The organism is Ruegeria sp. BHSA123 (genome assembly GCF_059613425.1).
On record NZ_JBXWSL010000012.1, the window covers coordinates 64,425 to 89,561 of the forward strand.

Genomic DNA, 25,137 nt, shown 5'->3' on the forward strand with positions numbered 1-25,137 from the left:
GGAGCCAAGGGATCGAATACGCCCAAAGTCGTCGTTATTGTGAGGCTCCGCGTATCTGTTCAATGGCTCGGGCGGCAAATCTACCCGACAAAGACCCGTCTGCGGCTGCTTCCAATGCAGGCAAAGCGGGGAATGCTTTCCCGCCGATTTCACCCAATGCGTTGGCGGCTTCTTTTCTGACAAAAACCGAAGGGCTGCCCAACAGCATGATCAGTTCCGGAACGGCTGGGGCTGCGTCAGCTCCAAAGAGCGCCAAAGACTGAGCCGCGTCACGTTGTTCCTTGGCATCTCCGCGCATCAGATCAGCTTTGAGGCTCGCAACTGTCGTGCTCGGCGGAAGCGCGGCCAATTGAAGGCCGTTTTTCAAGCGATTGTTCAAATGCTGATGCTCGCCGATCCATCGCACGATAAAGAAGTAATCGCGCACCGCTTCGCCCAGAACCTTCTCGTTTTTTCCATTCTGCCATTGTTCGATCATTGCACGCGCGCTGCTTCGATCGCCATTCAAGGCCAGAACCGACGCTGCAAATGGCATCAACTCAACTGCCTGCGGGTTTCGGTCCAACTCGGACCTAATAACGGCCTCTGCACCTTTCAGATCATTCATCGCAAACAGCGCAGCACCTTGAAATAGCGCGTAGTGGCTGGGGTATTCCGGGTCGAGGCGCATTGCAGCCTGTACAAATGCCAGCCCTTCTTCTGGCTCGCCACCCGCGATCAAGGCCCATCCCATTGTCACATGCGCTTCGGGGTCGCTTGGTTGCAGGGCAATGGCTTTCGCGGCTTCTTGTCTCGCTTCTTCTGTTCCCCGACTTACACCCTCGGCGCTGTCCCAGTCCGGAAGGTTGAGAGCGACAATTGCCCTGATGACGTGGATAAGCGAGGTGTCCTGATGCGTCAGTTCACGGTAGTATTTATAGAACAGCCCGATATGCATCTGTTCTTCAGCATTCGCAAAGCCTGACCAGTGGTGGAAGATGTGCGGTCGCAAATGTACCATAGCTAACATCGCCCAGGCGCGCGCATAATTCGGGTCCAGCTCGACAGCCCGCTCAAAATGCGGAATTGCGGCCAGATTGTCCTGTTCATTGAAGCGTGAATAAAGCGCCCATCCGCGCTGGAACGCTTCGCGCGCCTCAATCTTTTCAGTCTCTATGCTTTCGATAGCAATCCGGCTTTGCGTGTCGAGCGGGACATCCAACTCGCGCGCAATCGCCAGTACAATGTTGTTTTGCAGGTCGAAGATCTCATCGATTTCACCGTCGAAACGTTCCGCCCAGATCAATCTGCCGTTCAACGTGTCCGTCAGGCGGATGTTGACCCGAAAACCCTCTCGGCTGCGTCTAAGGCTTCCATCAACGACATAGCGAACGCCCAGTTTCTCGGCAAAACCTGCCACATCAATGTCGCGGTCCTGAAATGCAAAGGATGTGTTTCCGGCGATGACAAATAACCCTGATATGCGGGACAAGTCCGTTATCAGATCCTCGGAAACGCCATCTATCAACATCTTGTTGGACGCGTCGCTGGTGAAATTCGTCAAGGGAAGCACGGCGATCGAGGGCAGGTCCGGCAGAGGGTAAGCCATCTGTGCTTCAGAAGCGCGCAACTGACCCTTTTCCCATGTCTTTGTCCCGATATACCCGGTCGCGCCCAACACGATCAGGATTGCAGCTAGCTTCATTAAACGCGGCGCTTTCTTCGTTTTTTGCTTTACCGCCGGGGTCAACGCATCTGTTTCGACGCGGAACGCCTCAATGGGGTCCGCGATATTCTTGACGGATTGCGGGCCAATTGGCGTAAAGGCGAAGGGCACCTTGTTGCGCGCGTATCCGACAATCGCCTGCGAGGCGATAATCCCCCCAGGTTCTGCCAGCGCCTCAAGCCGTGCGGCCACGTTGACACCATCACCCAGGATGTCGTCGGCGTTCGAGACGACATCGCCGACATTCAAACCGATCCGAAAAACAATTGCGCGGTCGGGTTCGGTATCCGAGTTTCTTTTCGACAGTTCGGCCTGTATCTCGACTGCCGCGCGAACCGCATCGACTGCGCTGGGGAATTCGATCAGAAAACTATCACCGGCTGTGTTCGCAATGCGCCCTGAATACCCGGCGATCAAGGGCTCGATGACTTCAGCGCGGATCCGGCGCAGCTTGTCGATGGTGCCTTCTTCATCCAAGCCAACCAATCTTGAATAGCCTGCGATATCGGCGGCTAAGATGGCTGCTAATCGACGATTTGGCCGGCTTTCCATAGTCTCGCAGCCTACCATTTGGACATTTTTCTGGGAACCGGTTTTCAAGGTACCGGTTTTGCTCCGGTTATTGAAAACCCCCGACCTGTTATCTGGATGGAAATGGAAGCCCGGGCCGCTGGGATTTCAGACAAAAGCGGCCTGGGCAATTTTGTCGGTTCTGGTCGTTGTCGGATTTGCATGGCGTCGCGCGTCCTTGCACTATGCGACCAACGCAAGGAGGCGAGAATGATTTACGCAATCACAATTTATGGGGAACCGGGCGTGTTCGAGGCATTGCCGAAAGATCGCCAGGACGAAGTGATGTCAGGCCATCGCGCCCTGCAAGCAGTATTGTCGGAACGCGGAGAGTTCGTGTCGATAAAACTGATGCCGCCAACGTCAGCGGTAATGGTCGAACCGGCCACGTCTGAGCGCGCTGCCCCCCTGATCACCGATGGCCCGTTTTCCGAGACCAAGGAAAACTTCCTTGGGTTTTACGCCGCTGACTTCAAAGACCTTGAGGAAGCGTTGGAACATGCAAAACTGATCTCTTCACCGGTCGCTCGGCTGGAAGTTCGGCCTGTGGCCTGGGCCGGGGGTGCCATATCGTCGGAATAGATCATGTCAGATTGGCTCGAGGCCACATTTGCTGAACAACGCCCGCGCGCCATTGCTGCCCTGACGCGGGTTTTTCGGGATTTGGACACCGCAGAGGAGGCCTTTGCCGACGCCTGCCTGAAAGCCTTGGCAGTTTGGCCCCAGGACGGGGCGCCTCGTGATCCATTGGCATGGCTTCTGGCCACGGCCCGGAATGCGGGTCTGGACGAATTACGCAAATCCCGGCGGCGCACGGCAATCTTGTCGCGCCACGCAGAGGAGTTTCAACCGATGCCGGCGGACACACCCGACCCAGACGAGATGCGGGACGATGTCCTGCGCTTGCTGTTCATCTGCTGTCATCCGGAACTGGATCGGCGGGATCAGATCGCCATTGCTTTGCGGGTGGTCGTGGGGCTGAGTGTCGATGAGATCGCCAGCGGATTTCTGGTCAAATCCAAAACCATGGAGCAGCGCATTACCCGCGCCAAAAAGAAGATCGCAAATAACCCGGTCGCCTTTGAAACGCCAAGCCCGGCAGAGAGGCAAGCCCGGTTGGGCGAAGTCTCGACAATGGTTTATCTGATGTTCAGCGAAGGGTGGTCGACCTCGGCCGGGCCACAGCAAATCAAGCTCACGCTGTGTAAAGAAGCCATCCGGCTTGCCCGCCTTCTTGTCGCATTGTTCCCTGCAATGGGCGAGCAGGCCGCATTGCTGGCGCTATTGTTGTTTCAACACGCCCGGCGCCGGGCCCGGATTGACGTGGAAGGCAAGCTTGTCGCACTCGACGATCAGAACCGCGATCTTTGGGATCGCTCGAATATCGCTGAGGCTACATCGCTGTTGCAAAAAGCCCAGCGGACTGGCCACCGCGGGGTATATATCATCCAGGCTGCAATCGCAGCGGCACATGCCTGTTCCGCCTCATCGAAAGAAACCAACTGGGCGTTGATCGAAAGTCACTATGCTGCCCTTTACGCATTACAACCGACACCGGTGATCCGGCTCAACCAGATTGCCGCAAAGGCCAAGCTATACGGCCCACACTATGCATTGAAAGCAATGAATCCGCTGTCACAGGAGTTGTCCAACTATCGTTGGTTTCACGCGATGCGAGGTGGCCTTTTGCAAGAAGCGGGGGATCATAACGACGCCATTTCCGCCTTTGAAACCGTGTTGGCGCTTTCCCCCACCGCGTTGGAATGTGACGTGATCAAAGAAAAAATCAAAATCAGTCAAAAAGAATTGGAGGGCCTGTAGGAACACACACTCCTCATACGTCCTTGGGTCAGACCCGCATGTGGCGGGCGTAACCAACGGAGGTACCCATGAGTATACTTGAGATGACGGCTGTCGGAAATTCAGGATGGATCGGGCATTCCGGGCCGGATCAGAGCAAAGCCAAGTCCTTTTACCAGGATGTGCTGGGCTGGACGATCAGCGATATGCCAATGCAGGATGGGTCCAGTTATTCAGCTGCAGTTGTGGGCGAGACCGCTATCGGAGGCTTTTCACCAATGCCAGAGGCGCGTGGAAGCTGGACGGTCTTCTTCACAGTGGCCGATGTGGATGCGAGTGTTGCAAAGGCCGAAGCCAAAGGCGCCACCGTTCTTCAACCCGCGATGGATATGCCGGGTGTCGGGCGCATGGCCACGCTGAACGACCCCCAAGGTGCCCGCTTTGCATTGATCACGTATGAAAGCATGAGACCCTGAGAACTGTCTGAAAGGAGGGCGCAGATGGAACAAAATTCGCACATTGTGCAGGTTGTTGCAGCGTTATTAGACTGGGTAACCGTTCCACTGGCGATTGCTGTTGACCTGCGTCGATTCAGGACGGTTGCCCATCCGCTATGGGATGGGGGCGACAGGTTCGTGCGCGTAATGCGGTCACATGGAAACTTCGTCGATTATATTCCGTTCACGCCATCAATCCACCGGCAGCTTGAGGCATCCAGCTGATGCCGGTGGATGAATCCCTCAACGCACGCATTCGTGACGCTTTGGCCGCGCATGTGGGCATTTCAGAAAAGCGTATGATGGGTGGCAATTGCTTTTTCTTGAACGGCAACATGCTGTGCGGGGCGCGGCGGCATAACGACGGGCTGGGCCGTTTCATGTTCCGGGTGGGCAAGGACAACGAAAGCATTGCGCTGGCGGACCCTGCGGCTCAAGAAGTGATTCACGGTGCACGCAAGCTGGGTGGTTTTATCCGCGTGGATGAGAGTGATTGCGATGACGCCGCTTTGCTGCGCTGGTTACACCTTTGTCTCGAACACGCCGCGGCCCTTCCCGCGAAAGACTGAACGGAGAAAGCAATGGCTCAGTTTGAAAGTTTCTCACCCGAAGCGCTTGGTTTTCTCAGGGATTTGCGGGCCAATAACACGAAGGAATGGTTTGCAGCCAACAAATCAACTTACGAGACCCATTTGAAGCAGGCAGGCACGCAGTTCGCGAATGACATGGCGGATGCCTTGCGTGATCTGACCGGCCAGACCCATAGCAGCAAGATTTTTCGTATTCATCGGGATGTCCGATTTTCCAAGGACAAAACACCTTACAACGCACACCTGCATATTGCGTTTATTCCAGACGGGAGTGCGGATCAGCCGCCGATGTGGTTCTTCGGTCTCTCACCCGATGATCTGGCGCTTGGCTGCGGGGTGTTTCAGTACGAAAAGGAAGCGTTGGATGCCTTCCGAACAGAGATGGCAGGCCCCAATGGGGCAGAGGTGATACAGCTTGCCGCTGAGATGCGAAAGCGTGGTTTCCGGGTCGGGGATCCTGAATTGAAACGTGTTCCCTCCGGTTTCGACAAAGATCATCCAAATGAAGAGGCATTGCGCCGCAAAGGCTTTACCGTCTGGACAGATTTGAGCAATCCTGCCTTAGCTATCGAACCAAACCTCATTGAACGAACGAAAGGTGTTTTTGGGCAACTCTTGCCGGTTTTCCAATTGCTTTCTCGGATCGAGTAACCCCTGCCTGGTTTACGGGGGGGCGGAGGTTTGACAGGCCTCACTGCCGTGCCGGTCTCAATCGCCCAATGCCTTGATAGGATCACCGTCTACAAGTGAGCTCGGAAATAAATGCGAGCTCAACTGTCGCGATGCTGTCGCGCTGAGATGTCATCGGCTTGCCGGATAAACCCAAACCTTAACCAGAGCGGCGCGCCCCCGGATTTTTTGTTCTCCGGCGTCAGTCAACCGGCTTAAGTTTGGGATTGCATCGTTGTGCCCGATGGCCTGCACCAAATCGTGGCTCACGACCAATTGCGTGTTCAGTTCTCTGGTCAGGTGCTCGATCCTGCTTGCGACATTCACATTGTCCCCAATCACGCCGTATTCCAGTCGCCGCTCGTTGCCTATGTCGCCAGCTACAACCGATCCCCAATGCAGCCCGATTCCCACACGCACCGGTTCCTTCCCGGACAACTCTCTTTCTGCGTTCCATTTGTCCAACGCTTCTATCATCTCGAATGCGCAGTTCAACGCATTGGCAGGGTCGTGTGCACTGGGCGTTGGAGTGCCAAACGTGGCCATAAGACCGTCGCCGATATACTTGTCCAAAGTGCCAGAGTTATCGAATACCGATTTACCCAACCGATCATGGTAGTCTCGTAAAAGTTCGATCACCTCGTCGGCAGTCGCGTTCTCGCAAAGCTTCGCAAACCCCATTATGTCCGCGAATAACACGGCAACGTTTTGTTGCCTACCAGCCGCAATTCCGGCTTCCAGACTGCTCAATTCGTCAAGCACGTTGGGTGAAAAATACCTCGCCAGGCTGGCTCGCTTTCTTTCGGTCGAAATGAAATTCTGAACCAGCCTGCGAGAGCGCGCGACGACGATTGCAAGCCCGGCAGACACGATCAGCACGACCATCAATTCTATGGCTGCATAGCCAAGAAACAGAAAGTTCAAGTCTCTTGCCCCGGCAAGCCAGGCTTCAACGGATTGCTCGGTCAACTCCAAGTTACTGCGTACGTCAGGCTGACTCAGAAACCATGCCCACATCCCGAGGCGGGACACAATGATGCTGACACCGCACCAAACCACAAGGGAAGGCCGAAAACTGAAAGATGTCTGCATCAGAAATAGGAAGAAAAACAAAAACCGCGCCGTGTCCATCGCTATGGCGGGTGGCAAGGGGCTGTCGATATATGGTGATCCCAAGGTAAAAACGGCTGCAAGCGAAACACAATCTAACGTAACGAACACATACGGAAGACCACGCCCGCCGCGACGCGTGTAGGCAGCGACAAACTGCAAACCTCCCAGTAAAATAAAGAAAAAAATTTCCAGAAGATTGAAGTAATAAGCCGGTCCTGTTTCCGGGCTGTCGATCGCCTGCCAAAGAAGAACAACGGCCAATGCAAGTGTTCGGACTTTAGCTGCCAGCAATGTCCCTTGACGCTCTTCTTCGGCGAACGCCACATTGCTGCGCGATTGTATTCTGGTTTGTACGGTATCGGACATTTGCCGGATATCTTAAACGGCCTTTGCTAATTCGCTAAGCCATTCCTGTTGTGTGGTGAAACCTGAAAAAACCAGTTCGGCTTGGGCTTAAATTTGCTGATCGTCTCTCGTCTGATCGAGTTGTTAGTCACCGCATCACTTGCCGGTAGTAAACGTGAAGGTCATGTATCCGCGAAACAAGTAATTCTTTGGAAAGGCAATACGCCCCAACCTTCATTTGAGCACTTAACCTAACCCTTTCCCAACCTGTCGAGCACATTGCGGGTGATCTGTTCTACCTGCTCGTCCCGGCGGATCAGCCCGGCAACCCATTCGCAGGTTGCGGCTGTAAAGATCTGACCCTTGCCGCGACGCCACGAGATGATCATCCCATTGCCACGTTTACAGGTGTCGAGCGTCTCGGGCGTGACTTCGCCGAACAGCACCTGCGCCTTGAACCGCGCATCGTCGGCACCGATGTAGAGCGTTTCACCCCAGACCCCGTGATCTGCCTCGATATTGGTGGCAAGCCCCATGGCAAGTATCTCGATCTCTGGAACAGCGCCGTCGGTACAGGTGGGAAATGGCAGACCGTCTTCGAAACGGTAATCCAGACCATCGACCTCATAGCCAAAAATCCGGGCGTGCGCGCCTAAAATGTCGCCATAGCCGACCCCGACTCCGTCAAATGCCCAATGGTCGGGGCGGTAGACCGTAAAGCCGCCTGCGCCGCCGCCAACGCAATTCCCAAGACCGGCGTAAACACCGCGCAGAGCGTTAACTCCGAATGTCAAGGCACCCGGGCGGTCAACTGGTGCGACCTCGAAGGCACCCGAGACGAGGTGCTCTTGTTCGGTGCCCATAAGCGGGTCCTGATCCGCGATATACTTGTAACAGATCTGCGTGTGACCCTCGTCTTCGATCCGGGTCTGCCACAGGAAGTTTCCGGCAAACCGTGCAACGTTGCCACCGCCATCGACATAGGCGTCAACAGCATCACGCATAATCGCGCTCCAGTTTTCGTCATGGCCGACAAACACGGCACAGGCATACTGGCCAAGCAGCTTCGGGTCGTGCTCAAGATCATGCAGCGCGATCACGTCGAAATCATAGCCTTCCCCCTCGGCCCAACGGGCGAAATGGCGTTCATAGCTGGCCCACCCAGCCGAGGCGTATTTCTTGGAATAGCCATAAGCGTAAGCCCATTCCATATAGGGGTAGCGCACCATTTCGCCCGGTCTGGTCAGCTTTTCCCGCAGCGCCCGCGGGGCGCCTTCAGGCAGCCTGCAAAACCCGCGCGACCAGGGTCGCTGGGTCGAAAGAACCGGGGAAAAGGCGTTACCTTCGGGACCGGTGATGCCTTCGTAATGGTTCGAGCCGCCCCAGCAGTTATAAGCCAGCCATGTGCCGGTGGCACAAACCAGAACATAGAGTGATGGCGTGGCATCAGGGGCGCTTCTTACAAGGATGATGTGATGCTCTTCGACCATCTCGTCGCCACTGCGGGCGCGGAAGGTGACAAGGTAGCCGCCAGGCGCCCAGTCTTCGGGAATGCAAAAACCATAGGCCTCGGGCCAGCCACAACCCTTGACCGAGCAATCCTCCGGCGTGGGGTGATACACCCCCGGCTAGCCCGTCTCGGTCAGGAGTGGTTGATAGACCAGCCCGTCGCGACCGATCTCAAGATCCCATTCACGCGCCGTGGTCGACACATGAAGTACCACGCGATCTCCGGGGGCATAGCTCATCTTTGGGGTATATCCCCAGATCTCGAGAACCGCAGCATTTCGGGACGGGCCGATGTAATAATGATCTAGGATATGGCGCGCCTTGGCGCGGGTGCGTGGCGTGATTGCCGGTCCGAACTTGTTTTGGGTCATGTGTCTATTCCGGCAGATATTTTTCCGACCAGCTCTCAGCTGCCACGGCTTTTTCGATCATACTATGTATCTCGGTGTCACCATAACCCAGACGCGCAAGGATTTCGCGCTTGTCTTGTCCGTATTTTGGCGCCGGGCCGGGCAAGGTTATCCTGGCATTCTGCGGTCGCACCGCATTGGGGGCAACCAGATCAACCCAGCGCCCCATCGGGTGCCGGTCATGTCGCACGGCGCGGAAGGTTGCATTGCGGATGTCGATAGCGCCTGCGCTTTCAGCTTGAAGGCCCGCGTCGCGGGTGTCGTGCAGCGAACCGAGGCGGGTCACACCCACCGAGCTCCCAGCGAAAGCCTGAGCACTGGTTTTTGCGCGAAACGCTCGGACAGAGCAGAGTCCAGATCAGTATCGTCCAAGCCGGCAAGTTCGGACAGGTCAGGCACGCGTGCCAAGGCGGCGTGACGCTCGGTCGGTGCGGCTAAGAACATCCAGCCGTCGGACGCGGCATAGCAGCGATAGAACGGCCCCCAACCAAGCGTTTTACGCCCCGAAGGTTCGTCAAACGGCGCGCGTGTCGAAATCATACATGAACTGCGCTTGAATCAACTCTCTTGCGGCGGCTAGCGACGCGCGGGCGATGCCACCCTTGCCTGTCATTCTAAGCCGCTCCAGCGCGGCGCCCAGCGCCACGCAGGCGCAATGCCCCGTCAATGCATCAATCGTGCCAAAATGGGCGTGTTCCTCGGGCGTTTCCGGCCCGCCGCCAAAGCGGGTCATCGCGCCGGTCGCGGCCTGTGCGAGATCGTCATAACCCAGATGATCCGATTTTGGTCCCCGACGCGGCCCGCCCCAGGCATCAAGCTGCACAACGATGAGACGCGGGTTAACCTCGGTCAGCCGGGCTTCACTCAGCCCCAAGCTTTCTCGTTGCTGGTCTGTTCCGTTCATTGTGATTACGTCTGCTTCAGCGACCATTTGCCAAAAAACGTGCTGCCCGCCCTCCGAACGCAGATCGAGCAAGATGCTCTTCTTGCCGCGCTGAGCATGCAGGCCAAAAAACACCGCGTTCCACGGATCGACCGAAGGTCGTACCGGCTGTACCAGTGTGACCTGCGCCCCAAAACGGGCCAATGTCGACCCGATGGTCGGCCCGGCGATGACGTTGGTCAGATCCAGAACCTTGAGCCCATCAAGCCAATCGCCTTGCCCTTCTCCAACGCTGAAATTTCGGGTTGGTTCCGCGAAAACACGGGCAAGCTCGCTGCGATATCCATCCACTTAAGGGCCAGCGGTTTTGGTCATCACACCCGGATCGTCGGCCAGCCAAGCCACATTGCCCATCTGACGCATCCGCCCGTGGCGGGGGTCATCAAGTACGGCCACCAGCCCCGAAGTGACTGCATGGTCGTCGGCCAGCCATTCGGCAGTGCTGCGCTGCGCCGTGGCCGGAGCCTTGGCCCGCTGATGCAGGGCGCAACCGTGATTGCAGCGGATACAGGAGCATCGGTGCTGGCGCGGGGCGGGTTTCTGAACCACCGGAAGGCGACGTTACACCGGCAGCTTCTTGAGGAGTTTGCAGAGGAGTTTCCCGAAACCCATGTCCTCTTTGACCGTTATGTTCAGGATGGCCGTTTCTGGACATGCAGCAGCGCCGCAGCGGCCCTAGACCTGATGCCGCACTTTATCCGGAGCAGGTTTGGCCCATCAGTTGCCTTTGACGCCGCGGCGATGTTCCTGCATGACAATTCCAGGCGGCATGGTGCCTCTTATCCAGATCAGGCGCTGTCGTCAGCGGTGACGCCAAAACTCAAACGGATTGTCGCATTGGTGTCCGGAGCACTCGAAACACCGCAGCCGGTCTCTGCCCTTGCAAAACAGGTTCATATGTCCGAACGCTCCTTGCGCCGTCTGTTCTGGACGGAGCTTCAGACAACACCGGGGCGGTATTATCTGCTTATACGACTGGCACGCGCCCGCGAAATGTTTCTCTACAGCGATCTTGCGCCTGGGGAAATCGCTCTGCGTTGCGGTTTTGCGAATACGACCACTCTTATCCGCAGCCTGCGGAAAAAAAACTCCCCACACGATCCAAAGATGTGGCCCGGAAGAGGTGGATGATTGAAGGTTCTGCCAAACGACGCGTGCAAGTTTTCGAAGCGGGAGAAGGGGATTCTAACAGCTGATCGGCGGCCGGGGTATTCGGTCACATATGAATAAATCAATCGTCCCAGAGGCATTATGACATCGCCCCTTGAACATTATCCCAAACCGGTTTGGCTCAATTACTCAACAGATCTCCGAAAGAGGGCCAGACTTGTTGCCAGCAGGACAGCGCCCAGCAAAGCCATCCAGATGAACTCTGGCCAAACTGTTTCGAGACCGGCACCCTTGAACACAATTGCCTGACTGGCGGCCATATAGTGACGAGACGGCAATAGCAGCGTCCCGACCTGCAACCAGTCTGGCTGCCCTTCAACCGGCGTCTCTCCTCCGGACAGCATCAGCATGGGAAGGACGATCAGCATGACCAAAAGCGCAAACTGCGCCATCGAACGCGCAATCGTAGCGAGAAAAACCCCGAGTGCGGTTGCGGTGAACAGAAACAGGGCAGTGCCAAACAGGAACAGTCCTTTTGACCCCGAGATTTCAATTCCCAGCGCACCCTGCATGACAAAGGTCAGCGACAGGCTGGCCGCGATCAGGACAATTGCAGCATTGGCCCAGATTTTGGCTGCTGCAATGTCAAACGGGGTCAGCGGCATTGCCAGCAGATGCTCGATCGTCCCGTGCTCCCTCTCTCGGATCATGGCAGCGCCGGTCAGAATGGTGGTAAGCCACATGATCTGTCCGATCAGGGCAACGATCCCGGCAAAACGCACGGTATCACGGTTGGGGTTGAAAGCGCTTCTTAGGATGACATCGACCAGCGGTGGATCTACAAGATCGACACCGATCGCAAAGCGGCGAATTTCGGCACCCAAAATATTGGTGATATAGCTGGCACCGATCCCGGCCTGCTCCATCGCCGTGGCGTCGATCAGAACTTGGATTTCAGGCTTGCGCCTTGCCCTTAGGTCTTTCTCGAATCCCGGTGGAACAACAACTATGAAGATGAATTCTCCGGCGTCCATTTGCGCTGGACCGCTACCTGGTTCGATTTGTACGACCGGCTGGAACTCGGGTGGAAAATATGCTGTGGCAAGCGCTCGGGACAGTGGAGAATTGTCCTCATCAGAAAATGCAATCGACGCGTTGTTGACCGAGGTCGCTACGCCGGTTGCCTCCATCATGGGTGCCAGCGTGAAAGACCAGACCAACAGCGCCATCATCACCCAGTCCCGACGCAGGCTCATCACTTCTTTCAGGCCAAGCCAGAATATGCAGGACAATCGCTGCATTCACTTCTCCTGCGCGCGAAGGCAAAGCGCGGCGATCAGTGTCAACGCCGGTCCAAAGCAGGCCAGTGCCAAAATGTCCGGTGCGAGCGCCTCCCATCCAAGCCCTTTGGTGAAGGCCCCGACATTGAGGTGCAGAAAGTAGGATGAGGGCCAGAGAGAGCCGATAAGCTGCGCACCATCCTCAAGCGTTGATACGGGCTGCAAAAGACCCGAGAACTGGATGGTAGGCACGACCGAAGCGATAGCAGTGGCAAAAGTCGCTGCCACCTGGCTGGATGTCATGGTTGCGATCAGCAATCCATAAGACGTCGTCGCCCAAACATACAAAAACGCACCCAATGCCAAAGGCAGGGGATCGCCCTTAAGCGGCACATCGAAGACAAAAATAATCATTGCGGCCAGCAACAGGAAATTCACGTAGGCAATCATGATATAGGGTATCTGTTTGCCGATCAGGAACTCGAGCCGGGTTGTCGGTGTGACGTAGAAATTGACGACCGAGCCCAGTTCGCGCTCTCGCGCGACGCTGACCGCAGCCAACACGGCAGGCAGCATGATCAGCAGGATGGCGGGCATGGCCGGGGCCATCGCGGCAATGCTCTCAAAGCTCTGGTTATAGCGAAACCGGGGTTCAATACGGGCGATCTCAACCGCGTGTTCGCCTGTGGTCCTCGCCTGCCCGTCAAGAAACGACTGGTGCAGCCCAGCGACATACCCCTCGACTGTTTCCCCTTTGAAGGGGATCGCGCCATCAACGGTTGCCAGCACTTGGGTAGGTTCACCTGTGCGCAACTTGCGCCCGAAATCAGGTGGCAACTCGATCACCATTGAAACGTCCCCTGCCTGCAACCGTCTGCGCCCTTCTGTGGCGCTGATCAAAGGCGGCGTTTGCTTGAAATAAGGCGATCCCGAAATTTCTTCCGTGTAGGCCCTGCTTTCCGGGCTCTGAGACAAGTCCAGAACGGCAAACTCAAGATCTTCTATGTCGAGTGATATGCCAAAGCAGAACACCAGCATCAAAATCGCCGAGCCAAGAAATGCAAATGCCAGACGAACGGGATCACGGACCACTTCAACCGCTTCGCGTCGTGTGTAAGTCAGGGCACGACCGATACCTTGTCCGGTGACCTTGGTCTTGGTGACAAAGTCAACTTTGGGTGCCACGACAGGTGCAGGTTTTTCTGCGGCCTCCAAAACTGAAATGAAAGCTTCCTCAAGGCTGCCGGTGCCTTCTGCGGCGATCAGGTCCGCGGGCGTACCTTCCGCCAGAACACGGCCCGCATGCATGAATGATACGCGGTCGCAGCGCTCTGCCTCGGCCATGAAATGGGTGGAGACAAAGATCGTCACCAAGTCCTTGCGCGAAAGTTCGACTAGCAAAGCCCAAAAGACATCGCGTGCTTCGGGGTCCACACCCGAGGTTGGTTCATCAAGAATGAGAACTCGGGGACGATGGATAACCGCCACCGCCAATGACAAACGTTGTTTGATTCCAAGAGGCAGCGCGGCAGCTAGTGTGTCGCGATGGGCCGTCAGACCAAAACGTTCGGTCAATTCCGATATGCGCTCCTCTCGATCAGGGATTGCAAATATCCGGGCATGAAGCTGTAGGTTCTGATGAACTGACAACTCGCCATAGAGCGAAAAAGCCTGGCTCATGTATCCGATGTCGCGACGCATCTTGCGATCACGTGCATCAACCGGGTTGCCAAACAACAATGCCTCTCCGGAACTGACTGGCAACAGGCCGGTCAACATCTTCATCGTGGTGGATTTGCCACAACCGTTTGACCCAAGAAAACCGAATATCTCTCCGCGATGGATCGAGAAATCGACACTGTCGACAGCGGTGAAATCCCCGAACCGACGTGTCAGGCCTCGGGCAGAAATCACAGGGTTCGGGTTGACCTGCCGAACAGGTGTTTGTTCCGACGCCAATCCAAAACCATCGTGTGACCGCAAGCGCCGGTATGCGGTTTCGAGATCCCGGTCCTGCCCTTTCAGTTCAGCAGGTTTGCCTTGAAAGATGACGCGACCTCCGTCCATTGCAACAATTCGGTCAAAGCTTTCCGCCTCCTCCATGTAAGCAGTGGACACAAGGACGGACAGTCTGGGATGCTCTGCCCGAATGGCATTAATCAATGCCCAGAATTGACGGCGTGAGAGTGGATCGACACCGGTTGTCGGTTCATCCAAAACCAGCAACTTCGGATCATGTATCAGAGCACAGCACAGGCCGAGCTTTTGCTTCATCCCGCCCGAAAGCTTGCCCATAAGCCGGTCTTCAAACGGCGCCAGCCCTGTCGCAGACAACAGCGCATTGATCCGGATGTCACATTCTTCTTGCCCTTGGCCAAAAAGCCCCGAAAAGAACTCAAGGTTCTCGCGTACTGACAACTCAGAATAAAGGTTTCGACCCAAGCCCTGTGGCATGAAGGCAATGGCCGGGCAGATAAGGCGTCGGTGCGCGGCGTCGTCGATCAAGCCACCTAGAACATTGATTGATCCGGTTTGCAGTTTTTTTGCACCGGTGATCAACCCCAGCAGGGTCGACTTTCCCACCCCATCCGGTCCGATGAAGCCGACCAGCTGGCCCCTGGGAAGATCAAGCGAAACCGACTGCAACGCGACATCGCTGCGATACCGGTGCGTGACACCCGTGATGCGAATCTCAATGTCGGCCTCTGGCGTCATTCGAACAGCTCGGGCGGGATACCCTGTTCCAACGCCTCTGGCCACGCAAGGTTTGGATCGATCCGGATCACGGCAACACCGCGAAGCCCGGTTTTGACGTGCTCAATCCGGCGTTGGACCAGAATCTCGGGGATGCGCACACGGACGCGGAACACCAGTTGTTCGCGTTCATCCAAAGTCTCGACCTGCTTGGGTGTGAATTGTGCTTCAGGAGAGACAAAGGTTACAAAGGCTGGAATGGAATAGTCCGGCAGGGCGTCAAGAATGATGCGAGCTTCGGCACCAATAGGCAGCAATCCGGCTTCGCGCGCAGGCAGGAACACCTCCATATATACATTCTCAAGGCTGAGCAGAGTCAGGATTGGTTCACCCGCGGCAACGACCTCGCCGGGTTCCGCCAGCCGATAAAGCACACGCCCGCGTGTCGGAGCCAAAAGCGAGCTGTCTTCGATCAGCGCCTCGATACGGCGCACTTCGGCCTCGGCGGCCGCAATCTGGCTTTCTGCAGTGGCCACGCGCGCCTGTGCGGCACCCAGAACCGCCGCGGCAACCTGATGTATGGTTTCGCGTTCTTCGAAAACCGTTTCAGAGATATTCTGCCCAGTCAGAAGAGCCGTTGCGCGCTGAAGCTCCTGCGCGGCCCGGCGCAGTTCGCTTTTCCGCTGCACAACAAGTGCCTCTGCTTCCACTTTGGTCTGATGCGCCAGCGCCACTTCGGCCTTGGCACGATCTAGCGTGGCGGACAACTCATCACTGTCCATTTCGGCCAGCACGTCACCGGTGGCGACCATACCGCCTTCAACCGCCATGACGCTTTCGACACGTCCGGCTAAGGTCGGCGCAATTTCAATCTGCTCGGCCTCGATCCGACCATTCCCCCGGGCAAATCCATCAGGCAACTGGCTTCCATTTTCAGAGACCAGGGAATAGAGCACCACGCCCACCATCGCGAGCGCAGCCAAAGCAAAAAAAATCAATGAGTTTTTCTTCATTATCCACCGCCTGAAAACTCGCTGCGGGTATTCCTCTATACTGCTGCTGAACCGTGGGCTTTGCTTTGGATCAAGCCAACGACGTCAGGGCAAAGAAAGACTCTGCGACCCTGTCCCGGACATGTTCAGCCTTTGTGACCTGAAACTTTACCACAAAAGAGAAACAACATGGCATGCAAACCAACCCTGGCTTCGCACACTAAGGCAATGCGCACCGCGTTGACAGCCAAGCTGAAGTGAAAACGAGTGGTGGCCGATATCGGAGTCAATTTCTCGACCCTGAACCGATAGCTTTAGCAGGTTCCTCAAAAGACCGCCATGTACAGTTCACCCTCAAAGACACGGTTTGAGCGGCGTTCAGCCCCGCAAACTCCCCGATGGTCTTGAGAAAACAACGAACGTAAGTTGCTATTTACCTTCGAACAACTGCAAACTTGTAAGATGAACAGAAGGCTTCTTAGTCCGGTGCAGGCGCTTTTCGTGGCGGGTCTTGCCGCGCTTGGAGTTTTCACGATCCTCGCAGGCCTTCGTTCTGAAGGTTACCTGCAGCGGCCCGAGCTTGCACATTACGATTGGGTTTTGGACCGCAGGGCCAGCGATGCGTTGGCACAGGATGTTGTCGTGGTCGCGGTCGATGACGAGGATTTGCGCACCTGGGGCTGGCCCCTCTCAGATGGTCAGATTGCGAATATTATCGACGCACTGTCGTCGGCAGGTGCCGCTGTAATCGGTATCGATATCTATCGCGACAATGAGGTGATCGAGGGGCGGCAGCAACTCGAAGCGGCGTTCCTGAAGACCAATGCGATCTGGGTTGTGAAACTGAACGACAGCGGCGGGCTGAGCATCGAGGCGCCGGATTTTGCGCAGAACGACGGCAGCGTGGGGTTTGCTGATATCCCCGTCGACGCGGATGGTGTCGCCCGGCGCAGTATTCTGCTGGTCAGCGGCACCGATCGCATTTCTTTGGCGTTCAGCACACAGTTGGCCCTGCGCGCCACGGGTCAAAACAGCCTGAAAGCCTGGCCGGACGATCCCCGGACCCTGTTGTTTGGTCAGACGCCGGTGCGACGACTGGAAGACAGGTTCGGCAGCTATCGCGGGCTAGATGATACGGGCTATCAGGTGCTGCTGGATTACACCAACGCATTGCCGATGGCCCCGATCATACTGGCCCGCGACTTGCTCGCCGGACAAGCAGACGCGGACATGATCGAAGGAAAAGTCGCCCTGATCGGGGTTACCAGCAAGTCGATCAAAGACGATTTCCGCACACCGCTGAACAACCCGCCACAGACGCCATTCAGCTATGGCGTATTGGTGCATGCAGCCACCACCCAGCAATTAATCGATTATGCCGCGGGCCGCAGCCAACCGATGCGCAGCCCCGGGCAAAGTGCGCACTTGGCGATAATCTTCGCCAGCGCATTGTTCGGGGCATTAGCTGGGGTTCTGTCGCGCACTGTGCTGACCGTCATACTACTTGGACCAGGCCTTGCCATCGCTATTGGAGTGGCGCTTTCGAACCTTTTGTCTCGTGGCATATGGTTGCCGGTCGTTCCGACATCGGTTGCTTGGTTTACCGCCTTTCTTTTAGCGCTCCTCACTGTCGGGATCATCTCGCGTCGGCAACGCCAGGCCATCGCCAGACTGTTCTCGGATCATCTGTCCCCGGAACTCACAGCCGAGATATGGAACGCGCGTGATATCCTTTTTGCTGGCGGAAAGCCGCGCCCCCGCCGCTTGCGCGTCAGTGTCCTTCTTGCTGATCTGGAAGGCTCGACGACCGTCGGCGGCTCGGCCGAACCGGGTGCCTTCATGGACTGGACAAGCCGGATTTTGGATGAAATGAGCCAGGTCGCTCGCGAAAATGGCGGGTTCATTGAGAAGTTCACCGGTGACGGAATCCTGGTGGTGTTCGGTGCGCCGCTGCCTCGAACGACCGAGGAGGACATCCAGAAGGACGCTGTCGCGGCCTGCCGGACGGCACTGCAAATTTCTGACCGGATTGACAGACTGAATGCAGAAGGTGGTCTGTTGGCACCTTATGGTCTGCGGATCGGGCTCCATAGTGGCGTGGTTTTGGGCGGCACGTTGGGCAGCGCGGGCAGCCTTCAATACAACATCATGGGCGACACGGTGAACATCGCAGCCCGTATCGAGGCATTCGGAAAAGCGTTGCAAGTTAGGCGCGCGTCGGCAACCACGATCTGTGCCAGCGCTGATCTTCGAGAACTCGTTGGACGCTATTTCACGTTTCAGTTGGTCGGGCACCTTATCCACGACGACAAGTCGCGGGAAATTGCGTTATTCTTGCTGACAGGATCGGCACAGAGGGGGGCATCGCAATGATGACACCGGCATGTTCGGGAAACACTCTTGGCGCTTTGATAACCGGTCTGCTGCTGCTTCTGGGCTCGACCATTTCCCTGTCGGCGCAAGAAAGCGAAGGCAGTCAGCAGGCTGATCCAGACGAGGTCATTTTCATTCCGCCCACCATCGGTGCCCCGGCGGACCGCGTCGGCGCTGCCACGCGCGATGTCGGGCAAGAGGCTGGAGCACTGGCCGTGCTCGCACCGGCTGGCGGCGGCGTGACCACATTGGGCAAACCCCCGCTGATCTGGCACTTGGCTGATAATTTTTCAGGCCAGATGTCCGCGCAGTTGGCCCCGGTCGGGTCGCAGCAGAACGGAGTCGGTATTTCCGGCAACGGTCGGTTCCGAAAAGGGTTCTACGCGCTCGACCTGTCGCGCTCGGAACTCGTGCTGGAGCCGGGGCGTATTTATGTCTGGACAGTGGTTCTAGCGGAACCTGAGGCGGGGGCCGTCATCGCGACGGTGACGACTTACGTGGAACGGGTCACCGCCCCAGAGCCCGCCGCAGAGGATGTGCCGGCCTTGGCCGCCAAGGGATTATGGTTCGATGCCCTGCACCCCTTTGTCGAAATCGAGTTATCGGGTAAAGTTCGGGTCAACCGGAATGCGGGGTTTGCGAGCCTTGTCCGGTCTGCTGGCATTTCGCTGCCATAGGACACGCTCCAACCCCTCGGCAAACAGGCGGGGGACGCATGATGATATACCGGTCTTTTTCGGGTCTGGCTCTACGCTGCGCTCTGCTGGCCGTTGCACTGATCTGCACCATTTCAGCAGCGGCCTTTGCGGCGACGGAAAAACGCGTGGCTCTAGTCATTGGCAATTCCGCTTATCAGCATGTCTCGAGTCTGGAGAACCCGATCAATGATGCTCAGGACATCTCGAAATCGCTGGCACGTATAGGGTTCGAGGTCACCACGGGTCTGGACCTGGATTACAACGGTATGCGCATCGCGCTTCGGGACTTTACCGAAACTGCCGCGGGTGCCGATGTGGCGCTTGTCTATTTCGCGGGCCACGGAATTGAGATCGAGAATACCAACTACCTGATCCCGGTGAACGCAGCACTGAAAAGCGACCGCGACGTCGACTTCGAGGCCATTCGTCTGGATGCAATCGTGAATTCGATTGCCGATACGCCGGGGCTGAAACTGGTTCTGGTCGATGCCTGCCGCAACAATCCTTTCGTTGCGCAGATGTCGCGCGCGTCGGCCACTCGGTCGATCGGGCGTGGGCTGGCCGCAGTGGAACCTGGTGGGGTTGTCGTGGGCTATGCCGCGCGTGGTGGAACGCTGGCGCAGGACGGGGGCGGCCGGAACAGCCCCTATGCGACGGCACTTTTGGAACATATCGAACAGCCGGGGTTGGAGCTTGGGAAAATGTTTCGCCGGGTGCGCGATCGGGTGGTGGAGCTTACGGATGGATTTCAGGAGCCATTTACATATGGCTCACTGCCTGGCGAAGACATCTACCTTGTGCCACAGGTCGAACAGGTGGCAATGCTGGCACCTGCAGACCAGACGACCCAGCCCGTCGCCGTGCGCCCCCTTGCGACCCGCGACACTGCAATCAGCACCGCGATGAAAGTGAACACCATGCGTGGCTGGTCGCTGGTCGCCGGCAAGTACCGGGCGGCCACCATCGTCGAGCCCGAGATTCTGGGGCGCATGGCCGAGATTACGCCGGATTGGCTGAAGAAACAGGGCCACCTGTCCACAATGGAGGATTTCCTTTTACCGGACCGCGAACGGAAACAGCGTCTGCAAGAGGCGCTCAATACCGCCGGTTTCGAGGTCGGCGTGCCGGATGGCGCGTTCGGACTGAAGACGCGGGCGGGAATAAAGGCTTTGCAGGAGGCCCGAGGGCTTGATCCGACGGGCCATGTCGATGCGGCCGTTCTGGCAAGCTTGCGAATGGAATGGCAGGATGGGTCTGACGGTAGTTTTGTCAGCAATCCATTTGCTGTGCGTCAAATGCCGGATGACCTTGAAATGCTGGGTGAAAACGAAGAGATCATAACAGTGCTCAAGTGCCTTGGCTTGCGGAAAAGCATCTATGGCAAGTACCGGGGCAGCTTCTACATCGCCATGATTTATTCCGGCTCGATCGACGACGCGCGCCGCCTCGCCGAGAGCTGTGGCATCGATCTTGCATCCCTGACATCGGCTGACGAGAACGCATTCGTGGTGCGCATGATCGCCCATGATCCGGCCTTGTTTGAACAAGGCTATGACAGTCGAACCAACACCAGTTACAAGGCTGGCCCCTATTTCGGCTTCCGGAAGGACCCAAAGGAAGAAAATGCCGTGACAGGCTGGCGGTGGTACACCGGAGAGCCGGTCAATTTCACAAATTGGTTACCATCGAAACCGAACAAGACCCATGGGAAAGGCAACAAGGCTTTCGCTCAGTTTCAGTATGAACGAAACGGACGCCGAGACCTGAGTGAGATCGTGCCGACACAATGGTTCGACGGGTCGGGACGCTTTGCACGTTCAGTCGTTCTGGAAGGCAGGTTGCCCTAACCGGGATAAGTTCAAATGGATTGCAGCCCAGGTGCATTGCTCAGCTCTACAAAAGATTCAGACAGGGGCTATCCCGGCTAGTAATACTTGCAATGCAATCGAAATCCGATCGCTCTCAAGCCCGATCTGGACGTGTCGCGGTTTGATGCCGCTCCTTTGATGGCACTTATTGCAGCAAAGGAGACGGACTTTGGGACTGAAACGGACGGACGATTTCCGTGCTGATGCAGTGTAGACTCCGCTGACGAGCGGGCTGACACGTCGGCGGGTTGCTTTAGACTTAGGTATTGGCCTTTCGACGCTGAACAAGTGGGTACCGGCGCATCGTAACGCCGGCGTTGTGTCGGACAAGGATCTGGACCTCGCCCGTGAAAACGAGCGACTTCGACGGGAGAACCGGGTTCTCAATGAGGAGAGGGGTATTCTAAAAAAGGCCACAACCTACTTCGCGAGCCAGAAGCCATGAGGTTTAGTTTCATCTAAGAGCATGGAAGCGAATTCCCAGTTAACCGCCTTTGCCAAGTTCTGAATGTCAGCTCATGTATCCTGCGCGCTTATTGCAGCCGCCCAGCCAGCCAAAGGCAGCGGACCAACGCGGTCGTGCTGACTCATGTCCAGGAGCGATCTCGTCTCAGCCTGAGCAGCCACGACCGTCCACAAATGACTGGCGAGTTGAAGGAACTTGGTCTGAGCGTCGGGCGTCGTCGTGTTGGTCGGCTGATGCGTGAAAATAGCATACGAGTCGAGAGATCGAAGTAATACAAAGTGACGACCGACTGCAATAACGCCTTCAATATCGCGCCGAACCTGTTGAACCGGGACTTCACAGCATACGAGCCCAACTGGAAATGGGGAGGCTCGCCCCATCCGCGTTCGTCACGTGGCAGATCAGCAGGAACAGGCGCCGTCGGCGTCTGATCTGCAAATCAGCCCTGATTTTACCAAAAGGAAGTCAGGATCAATGAAATCGGTCTAGGTGCTGGATGAAGGAAGTGAGGCAAAAAAGTCAAGGTTCTGTCGCTGGTGGCAGAACTATGTGTCGCCTGACAAATTACTGTGGAACGTCACTGATATTTGACTCAATCGACAGCCAAAACCTCAATAAATCTACAAATCGCGTCATTCAATTCTGACCCAAACGTCAAGCATTTCTGACCCAATCTGAGTAAAGGTCCTTCGTCGACGCTGCGGCTAAGGTCTTAATAGAGCCCATCTTGACCAATGCTGCGCGACGCACGAACGGGAGCGAACCACCTGATACCGCCATTGGTTACGGTTAGTACGGTCCGAAAGAGCCATTTGGCACCCGCCCACAATGTTGCAGCGGCCCGCATTGCGGACATTCACCGCGCATGCAGAAAAGGGCCGCTGTATTTGTGCCTGCCATTTTTCTGACTGAGGGAAAATGGCAGGTCCAGAGTCAGAACCAGTTTGAAACCGAAACTCAGAGACCAGTAGACGGTTCAAAGCTGTGCAGCTCGAAAGTTCTCTTTCCATCGGCGCTGAACTTCTGGATTGAGTCCCCGAGGCTGTCAAAGATGCGCTTGAGATCAACCCGAAACTGTCAATTTCCGCGATGCGCAGGCAATTCGCAGGATCAAAAACCATCCCGAAAACCGGCGGATCTGGCTGGCAAGCCTACAAAGGGCGGGAGTGCCCGAGTAAGGCTGAGTTCTTTGTGAGCAATCTTATCCGCACCATCTCCATACCGATGGCTACGTACGTTAACCCCCGCTCTCCACATCAAAAGGGGCATACTGTCCTTCCGGCATTCCTACAGTTCGATAAGCTTCAACAAAAGGAAGAATAAGCTCATCGGGTCGCGCAAAGCGCCGATACACCCATACAATGTCTGCAATTTTTATGCCTGGCCGGATTCTGTAGAGCCGGTCTCTCGCCGCAACAGCGGCACTGTGCGGACCAAGCTCGGCCATAATCGCGACCTCGATGGAAACCGACCACCACAGGTCAGGCTGCGCCCCTTTGCGGTAGATTTCCAACGCCGTCTCGTAATTTCCATTCAAGAAATGATACTCGGCAAGCGCCTGATACCAGTTTGGGTCGGCTGCGTTGGGATCAAGTGCAATGGCGTTTTCAACAAGTGCGGCACCCAAATCCAAACGCCCTGACCAAATGAATTCATAGCCGATCTGCCCCTGCAGATACCGGTCCGTCCCCAGTGAAAGCGCGGTCTCGGCTGATGAGAAAAACCCGTCGAGATTGCGTTGAAGCTGCAGGGCAAGCGCCAACAGAAAATGACTGCGCGCAGAATAGGGATTGAGTGAAACGGCCTTACGAGCGGCGTCCTCGGCCCGGGCAATTTTTTCTTCCTGCGTTCCTTCGTACAAGCCGGTGAAAAACTTGACGTCAGTCTGAAGCGCCTCGGACAACTGCGCCCAACCGCGCCAGTAATTGGGTTCCTCTTCCACGACCCGCTCGATACAGGCGCGAACACGCTCTTGCATGTCACGCCGGTTCATAAATCCGACACGCAAAAGCGAACATTCGTAAGACGACAGGTTTTCGGGAGGTTTCGCGCGCGCGTGTCCTGCGTGAATCCGCTTGATAGCCCCGCCTGCATCACCCACGGCAGAGGCGACCTTTTCCGTAATGTGCAACTGAACGTCGAGAATATTGGAGGTTGTGAGGTTTTCGTCATACGCATCCGACCAGACCTGAAGGCCCGTTGAAGTATCAATCAGCCGCGCAGTCACACGCAGGCGATCTGCAACCTGCCGAACCGAACCTTCCAGCACATAGTCCGCTCCGAATTTCTGCCGGATACTGCGCGGGTTACTTTCGTCCGATCCAACGGAATGGGTGGATTGGCGGGACAGCACATTGAGGTCCTGGTAGCTCCCCAGCTCAACGATGATGTCTTCGCCAATGCCAACGGCCAATAAATCGCGAGCGTCCGTATTGCTAAGGTTTTGAAACGGCAGAACCGCAACGGTCGGACCCGTTGGCTCTGTTAACAGAGCGGCTTCATCAAAGGTCATTGCCTCGGGCGGCTCGTGATCAAAGCCGATCCACCATGTTAACAAGCCTACAGCCCCCAGACCAACCAGTACCAATGCACCGGTCATCAATGGAAGCTTGTTTGATCGCCGTTTGGATGCGGGCGATCTAACAGGCATTACGCGGAAAACCCGAACCGGTTCAGCGATGTTCTTCAGGTTTTTCAGACCGAGATCCTCAAATTCGGCATCTACCTTGCCCATTGCCTGGTGCGCGACACTCTCAGAAACTGCGACACCGCCTGGGTCAGCCAGACCTTCAATGCGGGAGGCAACATTCACCCCGTCACCATAGAGGTCCCCATCAGCGATCATGACATCACCGAGGTTTATTCCGATCCGAAGTTGCAACCGCCACCCGTTGGCGAGGCTCGGAGCAGCCTCAGCCATTGTCCGCTGGATTTCGACGCCACAAGTTACGGCATCGACAACCGAAGCAAATTCGACAAGAGCACCGTCCCCCATCAACTTGACGAGACGCCCGTGATGTCTTGCAATTGCGGGATCAAAAATCTCAGAACGCAGCGTTTTGAGAGCGGACAATACCCCTGCTTCGTCGCTGCCCATCAACGACGAATATCCAACGACATCGGCAGCCATGATCGCGGCGAGTCGGCGCAGCATAGAACCCTCCTGCTCGCAGTCTAACTGATGTCACGAAATATCGACAATGCGCGGCCTTTGAGTAGTCCAGTTAAATTTGGCTTTCATAACCAAGGCTGAACGTCCGCTTCGCCTCGAAGGCATCACCTGCTTGCACCCGCAGTGGAGGTCAGCTCTTCGCCCTTGGTGCAGGAGATCGAGGTCGCGATGCGCAGATTACAGAAGTCGGGGTTTGCGACGTGAATTCACGCTACGTCCGCAGACTGTGAGTTCGTGCACCCTGAAAATTTGCGCCTGCAGCGAACGGCCGGTTCGACGGGCCGCACCGCAGCGGCGACATGTGTCGATGAACGTCCGCTTCGGGCCGCTCAC

General features: G+C 56.5%; 21 protein-coding genes and 1 pseudogene. 11 read left to right on the forward strand and 11 right to left on the reverse strand.

The window, feature by feature from the left end:
* Window positions 1–34 precede the first annotated feature (34 nt).
* The gene (locus tag AC2FNC_RS09110) at window positions 35–2,275 is read right to left on the reverse strand and encodes an adenylate/guanylate cyclase domain-containing protein (protein WP_480920981.1); all 2,241 of its coding nucleotides are present in this window, start codon (window positions 2,273–2,275) and stop codon (window positions 35–37) included.
* A gap of 210 nt (window positions 2,276–2,485) precedes the next feature.
* Here AC2FNC_RS09110 and AC2FNC_RS09115 point away from each other — a divergent pair, with 210 nt between their 5' ends.
* From AC2FNC_RS09115 to AC2FNC_RS09140, 6 genes are all read left to right on the forward strand, one after another.
* Window positions 2,486–2,857, forward strand: coding sequence for a YciI family protein (locus AC2FNC_RS09115; RefSeq protein ID WP_480519345.1), 372 nt, complete (start codon window positions 2,486–2,488; stop codon window positions 2,855–2,857).
* A 3-nt stretch (window positions 2,858–2,860) separates the two neighbouring features.
* Window positions 2,861–4,096, forward strand: a complete 1,236-nt coding sequence (locus AC2FNC_RS09120) for an RNA polymerase sigma factor (RefSeq protein ID WP_480554794.1) — start codon at window positions 2,861–2,863, stop codon at window positions 4,094–4,096.
* Between the two features lie 68 nt (window positions 4,097–4,164).
* On the forward strand, window positions 4,165–4,551 hold the full coding sequence (locus AC2FNC_RS09125) for a VOC family protein (protein ID WP_480554796.1): 387 nt from the start codon (window positions 4,165–4,167) through the stop codon (window positions 4,549–4,551).
* A 24-nt stretch (window positions 4,552–4,575) separates the two neighbouring features.
* Window positions 4,576–4,797: an MAPEG family protein gene (locus tag AC2FNC_RS09130; RefSeq protein ID WP_496715125.1), complete on the forward strand. Its 222-nt coding sequence runs from the start codon at window positions 4,576–4,578 to the stop codon at window positions 4,795–4,797.
* 5 nt (window positions 4,798–4,802) lie between these two features.
* The gene (locus AC2FNC_RS09135; RefSeq protein ID WP_480623469.1) at window positions 4,803–5,141 is read left to right on the forward strand and encodes a TfoX/Sxy family protein; all 339 of its coding nucleotides are present in this window, start codon (window positions 4,803–4,805) and stop codon (window positions 5,139–5,141) included.
* A gap of 12 nt (window positions 5,142–5,153) precedes the next feature.
* The gene (locus tag AC2FNC_RS09140; protein WP_480554799.1) at window positions 5,154–5,813 is read left to right on the forward strand and encodes a DUF2461 domain-containing protein; all 660 of its coding nucleotides are present in this window, start codon (window positions 5,154–5,156) and stop codon (window positions 5,811–5,813) included.
* 150 nt (window positions 5,814–5,963) lie between these two features.
* Here the strand turns inward: AC2FNC_RS09140 and AC2FNC_RS09145 are convergent, their stop codons facing one another.
* The 6 genes from AC2FNC_RS09145 to AC2FNC_RS09170 form a co-directional block, all read right to left on the reverse strand.
* Window positions 5,964–7,310 carry an adenylate/guanylate cyclase domain-containing protein gene (locus AC2FNC_RS09145; protein ID WP_480519333.1) on the reverse strand — a complete coding sequence of 449 codons (1,347 nt, stop codon included), beginning with the start codon at window positions 7,308–7,310 and terminating at the stop codon, window positions 5,964–5,966.
* A 230-nt stretch (window positions 7,311–7,540) separates the two neighbouring features.
* Window positions 7,541–8,911, reverse strand: a complete 1,371-nt coding sequence (locus AC2FNC_RS09150) for a N,N-dimethylformamidase beta subunit family domain-containing protein (RefSeq protein ID WP_496715127.1) — start codon at window positions 8,909–8,911, stop codon at window positions 7,541–7,543.
* A gap of 6 nt (window positions 8,912–8,917) precedes the next feature.
* Window positions 8,918–9,169 (reverse strand): hypothetical protein, encoded by a 252-nt coding sequence (locus AC2FNC_RS09155; RefSeq protein ID WP_496715128.1) that lies wholly within the window; start codon window positions 9,167–9,169, stop codon window positions 8,918–8,920.
* Window positions 9,170–9,173: 4 nt separating this feature from the next.
* The gene (locus AC2FNC_RS09160; protein ID WP_496715129.1) at window positions 9,174–9,494 is read right to left on the reverse strand and encodes a hypothetical protein; all 321 of its coding nucleotides are present in this window, start codon (window positions 9,492–9,494) and stop codon (window positions 9,174–9,176) included.
* Window positions 9,491–9,748: a hypothetical protein gene (locus tag AC2FNC_RS09165; RefSeq protein ID WP_496715130.1), complete on the reverse strand. Its 258-nt coding sequence runs from the start codon at window positions 9,746–9,748 to the stop codon at window positions 9,491–9,493. The genes AC2FNC_RS09160 and AC2FNC_RS09165 overlap by 4 nt, the downstream gene beginning before the upstream one ends.
* Window positions 9,723–10,442, reverse strand: coding sequence for a CoA transferase (locus AC2FNC_RS09170; RefSeq protein ID WP_496715131.1), 720 nt, complete (start codon window positions 10,440–10,442; stop codon window positions 9,723–9,725). Before AC2FNC_RS09170 ends, AC2FNC_RS09165 begins: the two co-directional genes overlap by 26 nt.
* A gap of 123 nt (window positions 10,443–10,565) precedes the next feature.
* Here AC2FNC_RS09170 and AC2FNC_RS09175 point away from each other — a divergent pair, with 123 nt between their 5' ends.
* Complete coding sequence (locus AC2FNC_RS09175) at window positions 10,566–11,282, forward strand: GlxA family transcriptional regulator (protein WP_496715132.1); 717 nt, start codon at window positions 10,566–10,568, stop codon at window positions 11,280–11,282.
* Between the two features lie 164 nt (window positions 11,283–11,446).
* Here the strand turns inward: AC2FNC_RS09175 and AC2FNC_RS09180 are convergent, their stop codons facing one another.
* From AC2FNC_RS09180 to AC2FNC_RS09190, 3 genes are read right to left on the reverse strand one after another with little or no spacing between them, the layout of a single operon-like run.
* On the reverse strand, window positions 11,447–12,562 hold the full coding sequence (locus AC2FNC_RS09180) for an ABC transporter permease (protein WP_480473994.1): 1,116 nt from the start codon (window positions 12,560–12,562) through the stop codon (window positions 11,447–11,449).
* Window positions 12,563–15,256 (reverse strand): ribosome-associated ATPase/putative transporter RbbA, encoded by a 2,694-nt coding sequence (gene rbbA, locus AC2FNC_RS09185; protein ID WP_480494776.1) that lies wholly within the window; start codon window positions 15,254–15,256, stop codon window positions 12,563–12,565. It abuts the gene before it with no gap.
* Window positions 15,253–16,248, reverse strand: coding sequence for an HlyD family secretion protein (locus AC2FNC_RS09190; RefSeq protein WP_496715134.1), 996 nt, complete (start codon window positions 16,246–16,248; stop codon window positions 15,253–15,255). Before AC2FNC_RS09190 ends, rbbA begins: the two co-directional genes overlap by 4 nt.
* Window positions 16,249–16,689: 441 nt before the next feature.
* Between AC2FNC_RS09190 and AC2FNC_RS09195 the strand changes: the two genes are divergently transcribed.
* The 4 genes and pseudogenes from AC2FNC_RS09195 to AC2FNC_RS09210 all read left to right on the forward strand — a co-directional run.
* Window positions 16,690–18,600, forward strand: a complete 1,911-nt coding sequence (locus AC2FNC_RS09195) for a CHASE2 domain-containing protein (protein ID WP_480519321.1) — start codon at window positions 16,690–16,692, stop codon at window positions 18,598–18,600.
* Window positions 18,597–19,277, forward strand: coding sequence for a DUF928 domain-containing protein (locus AC2FNC_RS09200; RefSeq protein ID WP_480494782.1), 681 nt, complete (start codon window positions 18,597–18,599; stop codon window positions 19,275–19,277). Before AC2FNC_RS09195 ends, AC2FNC_RS09200 begins: the two co-directional genes overlap by 4 nt.
* A 38-nt stretch (window positions 19,278–19,315) precedes the next feature.
* Window positions 19,316–21,145 carry a caspase family protein gene (locus tag AC2FNC_RS09205; RefSeq protein ID WP_496715136.1) on the forward strand — a complete coding sequence of 610 codons (1,830 nt, stop codon included), beginning with the start codon at window positions 19,316–19,318 and terminating at the stop codon, window positions 21,143–21,145.
* A gap of 241 nt (window positions 21,146–21,386) precedes the next feature.
* Window positions 21,387–22,003 (forward strand): annotated as a pseudogene (locus tag AC2FNC_RS09210) (transposase family protein); the annotation flags it as partial.
* An 866-nt stretch (window positions 22,004–22,869) separates the two neighbouring features.
* On the opposite strand, the gene AC2FNC_RS09215 reads toward AC2FNC_RS09210, so the two are convergent.
* Complete coding sequence (locus AC2FNC_RS09215; RefSeq protein ID WP_480496567.1) at window positions 22,870–24,786, reverse strand: adenylate/guanylate cyclase domain-containing protein; 1,917 nt, start codon at window positions 24,784–24,786, stop codon at window positions 22,870–22,872.
* Window positions 24,787–25,137 lie beyond the last annotated feature (351 nt).

Coding starts and splice junctions, on each gene's coding strand:
- AC2FNC_RS09110 (WP_480920981.1), bottom strand. CDS start 2,275: ATGGTAGGCTGCGAGACTATGGAAAGCCGGCCAAATCGTCGATTAGCA.
- AC2FNC_RS09115 (WP_480519345.1), top strand. CDS start 2,486: ATGATTTACGCAATCACAATTTATGGGGAACCGGGCGTGTTCGAGGCA.
- AC2FNC_RS09120 (WP_480554794.1), top strand. CDS start 2,861: ATGTCAGATTGGCTCGAGGCCACATTTGCTGAACAACGCCCGCGCGCC.
- AC2FNC_RS09125 (WP_480554796.1), top strand. CDS start 4,165: ATGAGTATACTTGAGATGACGGCTGTCGGAAATTCAGGATGGATCGGG.
- AC2FNC_RS09130 (WP_496715125.1), top strand. CDS start 4,576: ATGGAACAAAATTCGCACATTGTGCAGGTTGTTGCAGCGTTATTAGAC.
- AC2FNC_RS09140 (WP_480554799.1), top strand. CDS start 5,154: ATGGCTCAGTTTGAAAGTTTCTCACCCGAAGCGCTTGGTTTTCTCAGG.
- AC2FNC_RS09145 (WP_480519333.1), bottom strand. CDS start 7,310: ATGTCCGATACCGTACAAACCAGAATACAATCGCGCAGCAATGTGGCG.
- AC2FNC_RS09155 (WP_496715128.1), bottom strand. CDS start 9,169: ATGACCCAAAACAAGTTCGGACCGGCAATCACGCCACGCACCCGCGCC.
- AC2FNC_RS09165 (WP_496715130.1), bottom strand. CDS start 9,748: ATGATTTCGACACGCGCGCCGTTTGACGAACCTTCGGGGCGTAAAACG.
- AC2FNC_RS09175 (WP_496715132.1), top strand. CDS start 10,566: ATGGTCGTCGGCCAGCCATTCGGCAGTGCTGCGCTGCGCCGTGGCCGG.
- AC2FNC_RS09180 (WP_480473994.1), bottom strand. CDS start 12,562: ATGCAGCGATTGTCCTGCATATTCTGGCTTGGCCTGAAAGAAGTGATG.
- rbbA (WP_480494776.1), bottom strand. CDS start 15,256: ATGACGCCAGAGGCCGACATTGAGATTCGCATCACGGGTGTCACGCAC.
- AC2FNC_RS09190 (WP_496715134.1), bottom strand. CDS start 16,248: ATGAAGAAAAACTCATTGATTTTTTTTGCTTTGGCTGCGCTCGCGATG.
- AC2FNC_RS09195 (WP_480519321.1), top strand. CDS start 16,690: ATGAACAGAAGGCTTCTTAGTCCGGTGCAGGCGCTTTTCGTGGCGGGT.
- AC2FNC_RS09200 (WP_480494782.1), top strand. CDS start 18,597: ATGATGACACCGGCATGTTCGGGAAACACTCTTGGCGCTTTGATAACC.
- AC2FNC_RS09205 (WP_496715136.1), top strand. CDS start 19,316: ATGATGATATACCGGTCTTTTTCGGGTCTGGCTCTACGCTGCGCTCTG.
- AC2FNC_RS09215 (WP_480496567.1), bottom strand. CDS start 24,786: ATGCTGCGCCGACTCGCCGCGATCATGGCTGCCGATGTCGTTGGATAT.